This is a genomic window from uncultured Sulfitobacter sp. (assembly GCF_947502895.1).
Taxonomy (GTDB): Bacteria; Pseudomonadota; Alphaproteobacteria; order Rhodobacterales; family Rhodobacteraceae; genus Sulfitobacter.
Genome location: NZ_CANNBM010000002.1, coordinates 193,626 through 206,763, shown reverse-complemented (window position 1 = coordinate 206,763; position 13,138 = coordinate 193,626). Strand labels below are relative to the sequence as shown.

At 55.9% G+C, this 13,138-nt stretch carries 6 protein-coding genes, 1 tRNA gene and 2 pseudogenes; 4 read left to right on the top strand and 5 right to left on the bottom strand.

What is annotated here, in order from left to right:
• Nucleotides 1-165 precede the first annotated feature (165 nt).
• The gene (locus tag Q0903_RS19755) at nucleotides 166-444 is read right to left on the bottom strand and encodes a hypothetical protein (protein ID WP_366141498.1); all 279 of its coding nucleotides are present in this window, start codon (nucleotides 442-444) and stop codon (nucleotides 166-168) included.
• A pseudogene (locus tag Q0903_RS19750) lies at nucleotides 424-915 on the bottom strand (DEAD/DEAH box helicase family protein); the annotation flags it as partial. The pseudogene Q0903_RS19750 and the gene Q0903_RS19755, both read right to left, overlap by 21 nt.
• A 65-nt stretch (nucleotides 916-980) precedes the next feature.
• On the opposite strand from Q0903_RS19750, the gene Q0903_RS09100 reads away from it, so the two are divergent.
• From Q0903_RS09100 to Q0903_RS09090, 3 genes are all read left to right on the top strand, one after another.
• On the top strand, nucleotides 981-1,691 hold the full coding sequence (locus Q0903_RS09100) for an IS5 family transposase (protein WP_299414736.1): 711 nt from the start codon (nucleotides 981-983) through the stop codon (nucleotides 1,689-1,691).
• Between the two features lie 41 nt (nucleotides 1,692-1,732).
• Nucleotides 1,733-1,903, top strand: a complete 171-nt coding sequence (locus Q0903_RS09095) for a hypothetical protein (protein WP_299414734.1) — start codon at nucleotides 1,733-1,735, stop codon at nucleotides 1,901-1,903.
• A 282-nt stretch (nucleotides 1,904-2,185) separates the two neighbouring features.
• On the top strand, nucleotides 2,186-9,382 hold the full coding sequence (locus Q0903_RS09090) for a DUF4214 domain-containing protein (protein ID WP_299414732.1): 7,197 nt from the start codon (nucleotides 2,186-2,188) through the stop codon (nucleotides 9,380-9,382).
• A 33-nt stretch (nucleotides 9,383-9,415) separates the two neighbouring features.
• Here Q0903_RS09090 and Q0903_RS09085 read toward each other — a convergent pair.
• From Q0903_RS09085 to Q0903_RS09075, 3 genes and pseudogenes are all read right to left on the bottom strand, one after another.
• Nucleotides 9,416-10,593, bottom strand: a pseudogene (locus Q0903_RS09085) (IS3 family transposase).
• A gap of 85 nt (nucleotides 10,594-10,678) precedes the next feature.
• On the bottom strand, nucleotides 10,679-11,899 hold the full coding sequence (locus Q0903_RS09080) for an integrase arm-type DNA-binding domain-containing protein (protein WP_299414730.1): 1,221 nt from the start codon (nucleotides 11,897-11,899) through the stop codon (nucleotides 10,679-10,681).
• A gap of 164 nt (nucleotides 11,900-12,063) precedes the next feature.
• Nucleotides 12,064-12,139 (bottom strand) — tRNA-Thr (locus tag Q0903_RS09075).
• Nucleotides 12,140-12,261: 122 nt separating this feature from the next.
• Between Q0903_RS09075 and Q0903_RS09070 the strand changes: the two genes are divergently transcribed.
• Nucleotides 12,262-13,137: a hypothetical protein gene (locus Q0903_RS09070; protein WP_299414729.1), complete on the top strand. Its 876-nt coding sequence runs from the start codon at nucleotides 12,262-12,264 to the stop codon at nucleotides 13,135-13,137.
• Nucleotide 13,138: the final 1 nt, after the last annotated feature.

Genomic DNA, 13,138 nt, shown 5'->3' with positions numbered 1-13,138 from the left:
CGATAAAACCGATATAACACAGGGCTTTTCGGATGTCTTCGGACTATTCTGGATGGTAAAATGGTGCCCACACGTCTTCCCATTGGTGATATATGTAACTGATAATATTATTTAAAAATAATATCTACTTTGATCATACCCCCAATCGTACCCCCAGTTGCCGTTTCATAGGTCTCCCAAACCATCGTCGAACTTAGAAATCAGGCTAAGAAGTTTTGCGATAATTCGTTCAGCAACGGACTTTCGCTCTAAAATGCGGGGTGGCTTCTCCAGCGCTTTGACGACTGTATCGTTCAAAGGTGGTTTGCCAGAGAATTGGTAGCTTTCTATCATTTGTTTGAATGCTCCCACATCCAAGCCTTCCTCCGAGCAAATCAATGCTACAGACTTTGAACGTTCTTCGTTCCAAAACTCGGTGAAGGCACCCGTTAATACCTTATCGATACCATCAGACTCATATGTATCCCTGTTTGATCCGTATTTGCGCACGCGGAAAGGAGTGAGGTAGCCATCCTCGATCCCTTTGCGCAGGGAATAGACATAGGCAGGTTCGCCGAAATAAGCGTAGGTGTCGGCGTTGTCGGTGCGTTTGGGCGTGGCGGTCAGGCCCAGCTGCACGGCGGGGCTGAAACGCTCAAGGATGTCGCGCTATGAACTCTCGGCATTGGCTCCGCTGCGATGGCATTCGTCGATGATGATGAAATCGAAGAAGTCGGGCGCGTAGTCTTCATATCCCAGCTTGCCGCCTTGGTCGGTGGTGAGGGTCTGGAAAGTGGTGAAGAAGATGGAACCGTTTTCGGGCATTCCCCCGCGTTTGGTGATCTCTTTAGGGGGCTTTGTTGCACAAATGGCGTGAGGGATACATCTTATGAATCCAGCGTGGTAGCTGTCACTGATGAGCAGTTGGTCCCTCACGAAGTACAAGGCCAGGAACTGGCTTTCGTACAGTTGGCCATTAATTCGCCATTGGTTCGAGCACAATGGACGACGCGCCGAAGCAGCGCGGTTCGCTATCGATCTGGTTTGACCCCGAGATGTCGTGGCACGCGCCGCCGACAGGCAAGCGGGGGCGTCAGCCCGAATTTAGCGACGCGACGATCCAAGTTTGCCTGACAATGAAGGTAATGTTCAACATGCCTCTTCGACAGACGACATGCTTTGTCGAATGTCTGCTGCGGCTGGCAGGGCTTGACTGGAAAGTGCCAGACTTCAGTGCCCTAGGCCGCCGTCAGAAGGCACTGAACGTCGCCATCCCTTATCGTGGCGGATCGGGGCCGCTCCATCTGCTGATCGGTGCGACCGAGATCAAAGCGGAAGACGAAGGAGAGTGGAATGCACGTAGGAACGGCGGGCCAAAGAGATGCCTGTGGCGCAAGGTTCACCTTGGTATGGATGAAGAAACACTGGAGATCCGCGCGTTCGGTGTCACGACAAGGAACGTAGGCGACGCACCAATGCTGCCCGACTTGCTGGACCAGATCCCACCCGACCAAGAGATTGCCACGGTCACCGCAGATAGAGCCTATGACACGCGCAGATGCCACAATGTGCTTGCCGCTCGCGGAGCCGCCGCCATCATCTCCCACGTAACAATGCGCAGCTTTGGAAGCCAACGACAGCGGGTGCCATCGCGCGAAACGAAGCCGCGAGGACCTGCAAATATCTTGGTCGCGCCTTGTGGCGAAAGTTGACCGGATATCACCGCCGCAGCCGCGCAGAGACGAAACCTCTCATGGTTTGCAAGCAAACCACTGCCGGTCAGTGGATGAACTGCGTCAAACTCCTCGGCCAAGGCCTCATGGCCCGAGACTTCGACGGGCAGGTTGCAGAACTCCAAGTACGCATCGCGGTCCTGAACCGCTATACCGCTCTTGGCATCCCCATCACTGAGCCCGTAGCATAAGTCCGCCCGGGAAATGGGGCAGTCCGCTCAAACTCAGATCTATGCAACAGAGCCGCGTAGGCCAAGTCGGTCCGGGCAAATGCGAAGAGCGTCCTTCAAACGTTTAATTCAACAAAGCCCCTTCGTGATGATCACCACAGGCTTTTGCCGTCGTACGCACCCCAGCGCTTAAAAGCCCAGATTTCAGCCGCCTTTTTTTGTGCAATCGTCATATTGGAATATGAATGAATACCCGCAAAGTCTATCGTCACGAGAATCTATATGGGTCAGAAGGGAATTCTCATGGCAGGTGCAGAAAATATCGTTCGCGTGGGTCACCCGTTGCTAAGTACGCTTAACCGGAGCGACTTTGCGCTGACCTACTACGCCAGCTATCCTGATCTGACATATGCGTTTGGCGCTGGGGGGGAGGCCTTTGGGCTTTTTGGTGGCGGCGACGGTGTCTCCACCGAATGGACCCCAAGCGAACGCGAAGACTTTCGTAGCCATATGGAGGTCTTTTCGGCCGTAAGCGATTTGACGTTCACTGAAACAAACGACGTTGAAAACGCGGATATTAAATTGCGCATGACCGATGATGCAGGCAGCTGGGCCGCAGGCTTTGGCGGCTATGGCAGAATTACGGTTGAGGGTTCGGGTGAGCGGTTGATCCGGCATGAGATGGCCCATGCTTTGGGCCTTAGCCACCCGTTTGATGGCGTGGTTCTACCTGGTGTTATTGAGCAGGAGGCACCCGGAGGGGGGACCGCAGGCGATTTCGGCTTTAATTCGGCCTACTATTCGGTATTGGCCTACAGCCGAAGGGATCCTTTTGAACTGCCGGACAGTCAGTATATTACCGGACCTTCAAATCTGATGGCGCTGGATATCGCAGCACTACAATCCATCTACGGTGCGAATACGCAAACGGCGGTAGGCGATGACACTTATACCGCCAGCGCGGAAACCCAATCTATTTGGGACGCGGGCGGCGTGGATGCGATAGATTTCAGCGCCGCAACGCATGACGCGGTCATCGATCTGCGGGCTGCAACGCTGGAGGTTGAAGAGGGCGGCTTGGGACGGTTTTCCTATGTCACCAGTGGAAGTCTGAGAGGCGGCTACAGCATCGCATATGGTGTGTTGATCGAGAACGCTGTTGGCGGGTCGGGCGACGACACGGTGAATGGCAACTCCAGCGACAATAGCCTTGTCGGGAATGCGGGCCAAGATAGCCTAACCGCTTTTGCGGGGTTTGATTTCGTCGAAGGGGGCAGCGGTAATGACACGCTGGTCGGTGGGGATGGCGACGATACTTTAAGCGGGGGGCAAGGCACAGACCGTGCCGTTTTTGCTGCCAACAGCACGCAGACTGTTACCCAGCGCCAAGGCAGCGACCTGTTGGTGCAAACGGCCGAAGGTCTCGACCTTGTCAAAAGCGATGTGGAACAGCTGGTTTTTGCTGACCAGACCCTCACCTTTGCGCAGGCGGAGGCTTTGGGCGGGACGCTGACCCCTGTGGTCAATGGCACAAACGCGGGCGAAGTGGTTGAAGGTACGGCGGTGGCCGAGATCATCAGCGCGCGGGACGGCGACGACACTATTCTTTCGGGCGGTGGCGCAGACAGTATTGACGGTGGATTAGGCATTGATCGTGTCAGCTTTGACGGGCTTGCGCGCGATGCGGGCCTTTCAAGCGGCTCGTTCCGCGTCACGGTCGATTTGGCAAATGGCTCTGCTTCGGTATCCGATGCTGCGGCGCCACTTGTTTTGACTAGCGTCGAAGGCGTGATCGGCTCTGCCTACGCAGACTACCTCGAAGGGAACGAGAACGGTAACGTTTTGCTGGGCCTTAGAGGCAACGACCATCTGATAGGGGCAGACGGCGCTGATACGCTTTATTCAGGCACGGGGCGTGATACACTCGACGGCGGTATGGGCGACGATCTCTATTTCGTTAGCACGTCTGAGATCACCATTATGGATGATGGTGGTGACGATACTTTGCGCACAAGTGTTGATTTTACGGCCGCAGGTGCGCTCGAGATTGAGCGGATCGAAGCGACGAATGCAGATGCGACTGTGGATCTGGCGCTGACAGGGTCGATGACGGCGCAGCAGATCGTCGGCAATGCCGGCGACAATACCCTGAATGGCGCAGGCGGTGCTGACACGTTGGAGGGGCTTGCGGGCGATGACGTCTACTACTTGGACAGCACGGATGATCTTGTAATCGAGGTCGCTTCTGGCGGCGATGACACGATATTTACACGCGCCGACATCAAGTTGCGTGATGATAATTACGTCGAGCACCTGACCGCTCAGGGGGCTGTCGGTTTGCGGCTTGAGGGGAATGACAAAGGCAATACCCTCAAAGGAGGCATCGGCGATGACTCTCTTTACGGCGCGGAGGGTGCTGACGTCTTGTCGGGTGGGCTGGGTGCCGATCTGGTGCGCGGCGGTAATGGCGATGATGCGGTTCAGGGCGGCGCGGCGGCTGACAGCCTATATGGCGACGATGGCAACGACACGGTTCTGGGGCAAAACGGTGATGACTGGCTAGGCGGAGGCGACGGCAACGACAGCCTTCTGGGCGGCTCTGGTAATGACTATATCGCCGGCGACAACGGTGACGATACCGTCAAAGGCGGCTCGGGGAACGATACGCTTTATGGCGGGGAAGGCCGCGACACGCTCGACGGGGGACTGGGCGATGACCTGTTGTCGGGGAGCGATGACGAAGACCTTTTGCAAGGCAATGAAGGCAACGACATCTTGCGGGGTGGCGACGGTAATGACACGCTCTATGGGGGCGACGGGGCGGACAGCCTCGACGGCGATGCGGGCGACGATCTTGTCTATGGCGATGACGGCGCGGACAGGCTTTACGGCGAAGACGGCAAGGACACGCTATATGGCGGTGCAGATGACGATAGCGTCAGAGGGGGCGATGGCGCAGATGTACTGCGCGGCGAGGGTGGCAAAGACACGCTCAGGGGCGATGCTGGCAACGACCTTTTGTTTGGGAATGATGGGAGCGACTGGATTTATGGCGGCGATGGTAATGACAAGGTCTATGGGGGCGCAGGTAATGATCTGATGAACGGCGACGCCGGTGCTGACGTGTTGTCGGGGAGCAGTGGTGATGACACGCTGGACGGCGGTTCAGGGTTTGATACGCTCAACGCTGCGGCGGGCGACGACTCTCTTAGGTCATCGGACCGTGATGCGTTGCTGGACGGGGGCGAAGGGCATGACCGGGCCTCTGTCACGCGCTACGACGTGACAAACGACCTCACGATGCTGTTTGATGCAACGGCCATGGGCACGGATCAGACCTTGTCTGATGGCACAGTGTTGCGCAGCATCGAGGCACTGTCGTTATATACTGGTGACGGCGACGATACTGTCATCTACATCTTCAACGAAGAGTTTGGTATTGCAGGTGCCGGCGTTGGCACAGGCGACGGCATCGACAGCTTGACGCTTGATTTCTCTGACTACACCTCTGACCTTAACCTTCAGCAATCCTATAGCACGACCCCCTCGTTGAGCGTTTCTGACGAGACGAATGCAAGCTATTTTTCAGGGTTCGAGCACCTCTCGATCATCGGGGGACGGGGCGCGGATACGATTTCCGCACGCACCCAGACCAGCGAGATTGAGGGCGGCGGTGGCGACGATGTACTGCGGGGCGGAGATGGTCGTGATACCATCACCGGAGGTTCTGGTGCGGATTCAATCACAGGTGCTGCGGGTGCGGATGCCTTGTTCGGGGGCGGTGACAACGACACAATCTATGCGGGCGATGGTGATGACGAGGTCAGAGGGCAGGCGGGCAACGACTCCCTGCGCGGTGACGCCGGTGCCGACACACTTTATGGTGGCAGTGGTGATGACACGCTGGACGGCGGTTCAGGGTTTGATACGCTCAACGCTGCGGCGGGCGACGACTCTCTTAGGTCATCGGACCGTGATGCGTTGCTGGACGGGGGCGAAGGGCATGACCGCGCCTCTGTCACGCGCTACGACGTGACAAAAGACCTCACGATGCTGTTTGATGCAACGGCCACGGGCACGGATCAGACCTTGTCTGATGGCACAATGTTGCGCAGCATCGAGGCACTGTCGTTATATACTGGTGACGGCGACGATACTGTCATCTACATCTTCAACGAAGAGTTTGGTATTGCAGGTGCCGGCGTTGGTACAGGCGACGGCATCGACAGCTTGACGCTTGATTTCTCTGACTACACCTCTGACCTTAACCTTCAGCAATCCTATAGCACGACCCCCTCGTTGAGCGTTTCTGACGAGACGAATACAAGCTATTTTTCAGGGTTCGAGCACCTCTCGATCATCGGGGGACGGGGCGCGGATACGATTTCCGCACGCACCCAGACCAGCGAGATTGAGGGCGGCGGTGGCGACGACGTGCTGCGGGGCGGAGATGGTCGTGATACCATCACCGGAGGTTCTGGTGCGGATTCAATCACAGGTGCTGCGGGTGCGGATGCCTTGTTCGGGGGCGGTGACAACGACACGATCTTTGCGGGCGATGGTAACGACGAGGTAAGGGGGCAAGCGGGCAACGACTCCCTGAATGGTGGCGATGGTGCCGACACGCTGTATGGTGGCAGCGGGGACGACACGCTGCGGATTGATGGCGGTGACGATTTGCTGATCGGGGGCTCGGGCAGCGATGTTGTGTACATCTCGGCCAATAGGGACGAGACTACCCGCACCTATACTAACGAAGGTGTGATCCTCAAATCAGACTTCGGGATCGATACGCTGACAGGTGTCGAAACGCTCAGGTTTTGGGGCACGGAGATCTCGGTCGCACGCTTGCAGGAGATCGACGAAAACACGGCACCCGTGTCGACAGATCCGCAGTCAGTGAATACCGCCGAAGGCCCCATATCCTTTGACCTCTCGCAGTATTTTTCGGATGCTGATGGCGATGCGTTGACCTATAACGTGCGTGGCCTGCCATCAGGGGTCAGTGTCGATGCGCAAACGGGCCTGGTGACGGGGGCGTTGTTGCCCAACACGTATGCCCACCAATTGCGCGTCACAGTGGATGACGGGTTTGAGGGCACAGCCGAGGCCGAATTCGACTGGATGATAACAAATACCAATGCGGCCCCTTTGGGGCAGGTTGCCGTTACCGGTCGCCCAGCGATCAACGAATACCTACAAGCCGATGCCTCGGGGATTATAGACGCCGACGGTTTGGGCACATTCTCTTATCAGTGGTTTTCTGGGGCTAATGCGATCGCAGGGGCAACAAATAACGCATATCTGGTGCAACAAGCGCAGGTGGGGGCAACGATCTCTGTCGAAGTCACATATACCGACGGCTACGATACGGTTGAAACCGTCAGATCCGACGCCACAGCGCATGTTCAGGGCGAAAATTACGCCCCAACGGGTGAGGTGCGGCTAAACGGGAATGCGGTACAAGGCGGGCTGCTGACCGCTGACGCTTCCGCACTTGCTGATTCTGACGGTTTGGGTGTTCTGACATATCAGTGGCTGCGTAATTTTGCTGAAATTTCCGATGCCACGGGCGCGACCTACCGCGTGAGCGATGCAGACCTTGGCACGCGTCTGGCAGTCAAGGTCAGCTACAATGATGGCAGCGGGTTTAGCGAGACTGTGCAATCGGGCAGTAGCGCCGTTGTGACGGGCATCCACCTTGACCTTTTGGGCACTAACAGCGGTGATACGCTGCAAGGCGATATTGGGAACGATACGCTTATGGGGATGAGTGGGAATGACGTGTTGCGCGGCGCAAACGGAGATGACCTACTGTACGGAGATAGGGTGCAAAGCCTGACCAGCACGCCTGTGCAGAGGTTCGCGGACGGCGATGGAATATTATACGGGGCACGTACGGTTGCAGTTCCGCATGACGTGCGCACGGGCCAGACGGCGGTGCGCGTGGATAGCGGTTTCAGCCTTTTCCAGAACGATGCCATTTTGCAAAGCTCTACGATCCCGCATGTGACAATCAGCGAACAGATGCCCGAGGCAGGTTTCGCATACTACCATTTTGACCTGTTGTCGGGCGACCGCCTTGTGATCGATATTGACGGTATGCGGCAAGGCAGCACGGAGATTGACGGTTATTTGCGTCTCTTTGATCAAGAAGGCAACGCGGTCGCCAGCAACGATGACGCCGACACCTCTCTTGGCGGAAGCGGCAGCGCAAACGGGCGTGAACCGTTTCTCGACGTCGAGATTGAGCAATCGGGCAGCTATTTTGCCGAACTATCAGCCTACCCGCAGGATGAACTGGCAGCTGGTGTCGTGTTTGACGCACATTTCAGCATCGTGGCGGTACAAAACGCACCAGCACCCGCGGGCGGTGACGATTTGCTGATCGGCGGACAGGGGCATGATACCTTGTTTGGTGGGGCTGGCGATGACATCTTGATGAGCAGTACAACCGTTGATGCAGTTGATCTGGCGGGGGGGCAGGTCTACCGCATTTATCAGGCGACGCTGGGCCGCACGCCCGATAGTGGCGGCTTTGAGGCGTGGGTTGCCGAGCTTGGGTCGGGCCGGATGACCCCGCTGGCGGTGGTGGCAGGGTTTGTCGGCTCGCAGGAATTTCGGAATGTATATGGCAGTCTGGATGATGCTGACTTTGTGACGTTGCTGTATAACAACGTTCTTGACCGTGCGCCCGACACCGCCGGTTTGAACGGCTGGCTTGCCAATCTGGCGGACGGGGCCAGCCGCGCGCAGGTTGTTATCGGGTTTTCCGAAAGTACTGAATTCAAGGCCAGCACTGCGGCGATGGCCGATGCCTTCTCAAGCGGCCTGTCTTTGCGCCAGCAGGCAAACTATCTTGATGATATCTACCGTCTCTACCGCGCCACACTGGACCGCGCGCCCGACGCTGGCGGGCTAGAGGGGTGGAGCGCACAATTGGGGGCAGGTCAGGCCTATACAGCGATTGCGGCGGGCTTCACCAATTCGGCTGAGTTCCAGAATACGTATGGCGCGCTAGGCGATACTGGTTTCATCAACCAGCTCTATCAAAACGTATTGAATCGGGCGGCTGATACGGCTGGGTTGAACGGTTGGTTGGATGTGATTGCAAATGGCGGCAAGCGCGAAGACATTGTGCGCGGTTTTGCTCAAAGCCAAGAATTTATCGCCAGCACTACAGTGGCCTTCGACAACTATATCCTGTCAAACGACGGCAGCATTCTGCACGGCGGGACAGGCGACGACATCGTTGTCGGTGGCTTTTCTGCGGACACATTTGTCTTTGACGCAGCACAAGACGGCCATGACACGGTCTTGCAGATCGACAGCTGGGACACGGTGCAGTTCAATGGCTTTGGCTATGTCACCCACGCGGACGCGCTGGCGCATATGTCGGCCGCAGGTGCAGACGTTCGCTTTGTTGATCAGGGGGTCGAAATAACTCTTGCCGGAATCGGAATGGCTGCTCTTGCGGAAGTGGACTTTGTTTTCGGCTAAGTGGGGAGGCTCCGGTACTGAGCTACTCCCCATTTATTGGACAGTATCTGGCGTAATTAAAGCTACTCTTTGCACCTGCTGATCGGGGTTGGTTGTTTCATTTCTCTGCCAGTAGACCACGGCGGGTGGCTTGCCGCCAAGTGAGGAATGTGGACGTTTGTGATTGTAGAACTTGATCCATTTCCGGACGCCAGCTTTGGCCTCTGATCCGGTCTCCCAGGCATGCAGATAGACGCATTCGTATTTCAGGGATCGCCACAGCCGTTCGACGAAGATGTTGTCGAGGAAGCGGCCTTTGCCATCCATTGATATGCGAACATTTGACCGGCGCAGCCGATCCGTCCACGCAAAAGATGTGAATTGGCTGCCCTGGTCCGTGCTCATAATCTCCGGTGGGCCGAACTTGTGGATCGCTTCGTTTAACGCATCGACGCAAAACTCTGCCTCCAACGTATTTGATATCCGCCAAGCCAGAACCTTACGCGTGTGCCAGTCCATGATGGCAACCAGATACAGAAAGCCACGCCGCATTGGCAGATAGGTAATGTCAGCGCACCAGACCTGATTAGGCCGATCCACGCGAAGGCCACGCAACAAGTAGGGGTAAATCTTGTGCCCCTTTGCGGCTTTGCTGGTATTGGGCTTTTGATAGATCGGCATCAAACCCATGAGCCGCATGAGACGGCGGATGCGCTTCTCGTTCACGAGATAACTCTCATTGCGCAGGTGCCACGTCATCTGCCGCACACCGTAAAATGGCGTCTCCAGGAACTGTTTGTCGATTATACGCATCAGATCGAGATTCAGCTCCGTCTCGCCCTTGGCCTCATAGTAAAACGATGACCGTGAGATCGAAAACAGCTTGCACTGCTTGCCGATGGACAGATTAGAATTGGAGGGCTCAATCATCTTATGCCTCACTTGCCGGTCCAAGGCTTGAGCTTTCTGGCCGAAAAATCATTGGCGACGGCCAACTCCCCAATTTTGGCGTGCAGGTCTTTGACCTGCTCTTCATCGACTTCCGGTGTCTTCCGGCCACCGCGCTCAAATACGCCGGATGCGCCCTCAAGCAAGGCCCGCTTTCATTGGTGGATCATCGTCGGGTGAACCCCGAACCGACTGGCCAGCTCGCTCACCGTCTCTTCGCCCTTCAGCGCCTCCAACGCGACCTTGGCCTTGAATTCTGGGTAATGTTGCTTCCGTTTCGACATGTCTGATCTCCTTCGTGTTGAAGATCAGCAAACTACAAATCGCAGCTTACGTCAGTGTCCGAATTTCGGGGGGTAGCTCAATTTGTCATTCGGCATGCGATCTTCCTGTAAGATTCTGAATAGAGTTTTTTATCTGCTCGAGGTAATCGGCCCACCAATCCGCAAGGCGAACACGTTCATCCCAATGTTCGCCGCGAGCGTATGCTCGGCGAACCTCGTTCTTTTCTACATGGGCAAGCGCTCGCTCAATTGCGTCTGCGTGCCAAAGACCGCTTTCATTGGCCAAGGTTGAAAAGCTTGCTCTAAATCCATGCGCGGTCATCTCGTCGCCGGAGTAACCCATGCGCCGGAGTGCTGCGTTGAGCGTGTTTTCAGACATAGGACGCTTCCATGTCCGCAAGGATGGGAAGAGGTATTCGCCGTTGCCGTTCATTCTGCGCAGCTCATCCAGCAAAGCAATCGCTTGTTCGGGAAGGGGAACAAGATGGTCACGGCGCATTTTCATCTTCTCGGCAGGAATGGCCCATATTTTGTTAGCAAAGTCGAACTCGGCCCACTTTGCATTGCGGATCTCTCCGGGGCGCTGTGCGAGGATTGCCAGCAGTTGAAGTCCGATCCGCGTTGTGGCTTGGCCGTCGAAATGTTCTATTTCGCGCATCAGTTGGCCCAGCGCCTTAGGGTCTGTGATAGCGGCGCGGTGGACACGGGTTGGGCGGATTAGGGCGTCTCGTAGCGCATATGTAGGGTCAACTTCCGCAACGCCACTCGCCACTGCATAGCGAAAGACAGAGCCAATGCGGGCGCGGAGCCGGTGGGCGGTCTCGTAGTGGCCTTTAGCTTCCACTTTGCGCAGGGTTTTAAGTATCGTTGGCGCTGTGATTTCGGAGATTGGTTTGTGTCCGAAACCTTGGTTGGCAAGCTTGAGGTGGTATTCCGTCTTATCCAAGGTGGCTTTAGACTTACCCTCTTGGCGTTGCTTGGCTAAAAACGCTTGCCCTAGTTTCGCAAATGTCTCGCCTTTGGCGGCTTCCTTTATTCGTTTTTCTTCCTGCTTGGATTCGTTGGGATCAATCCCCTGCGCTAACAAGGCCTTTGCCGCGTCACGAGCTTTACGCGCTTGCGCCAAGCTGTGGGCGGGGTAGTCGCCAATGACGAGAAGTTTTTCTTTGCCGCTCATCCGGTACTTAAAGCGCCATGACTTAGACCCACTTGTCTTAATCATGATAAACAGGCCCTCAAAATCGCTGACCTTGTACTGTTTTTCTGCGGCTTTGAGGTTTCGGACCTTGATATCACTGAGAGGCATAGTGGGGGTACGCTCATTTTTTCAAATTCATCGTACCCCCAAATATACCCCCAATCAGGGGGTACGGTGCTGGATGCTAAAAAACAGCATCGGACGAACGATCTCGATAAACCTATATAACAATGGGCTTATCGGATGTCTTTGGATAAATTTGGATGGTGAAATGGTGCCCCCACACGGACTCGAACCGCGGACCTATTGATTACAAATCAATTGCTCTACCAGCTGAGCTATAGGGGCACTGCGCGCTGACTTAATCCGAATGCAAAGATCGTGCAAGAGGGTTTTATGGTCCTTTTGCAGGTTTTACAGCTCTGGTACGACAGGGTATACAGAAAACAAAAAGAATAGGGCGGCAGACCATGAAATTAGTGCTACACGCGGGCGTACACTTCACCGAAGAAGACCGGCTGATGAAGTGCCTGTTGCGTAACGCAGATGACTTTGCCTCGAAGGGTGTCAAAGTGCCCGGGCACAGCAAGTACCGCGGCATTCTGCGAGAGACCCTGAACGCTATGGTCAGCGCACCTCCGTCGGAAATCGCGCGCGATGTGCTTATGGATGCAATTTTGGACGATGGTGATGCGCAACGTGTGATTCTATCGGACGCCAATTTCTTTCGCACGCCCAAGACTGCCGTACAGCAAGGCATGTTCTATCCCGCAGCCCCCGTACGGATGATGCGGATGGCGCAGATTTTCCAGCACGACGAAGTCGAGATTTTTATGGGTATCCGCAATCCTGCGGCTTTCCTACCGATCCTCCATAGCAAGTCCGACAACACTGATCCTGTCGCTTTCTGGGGGGGGCGTGATCCGCGTGATGTGGTTTGGTCTGATACGCTCGATCTGTTGCGGCAGGCCGTGCCGAATGTGCCGATCACGGTTTGGTGCAACGAGGATACGCCGCTGATCTGGGCGCATATCATTCGACAGATGGCGGGGCTGCCTGATGATCAAAAGATAATCGGCGGGTTTGATCTGCTCAGCTCGATCATGAGTGTCGAGGGCATGAAGCGTTTCCGCGCATATCTCAAGGATCATCCAGTGATGACCGAACATCAAAAGCGTCGTGCGATTGCGGCGTTTTTGGATAAATACGCGCTGGAGGGCGAGGTAGAAGAAGAGCTGGACATGCCTGGCTGGACCGAAGATCTGGTGGATGAGATGAGTGACATCTACGATGAAGATGTTGCTCTGATCGCCCAGATGGACGGTGTGCGCGTGTTGATGCCCTGAG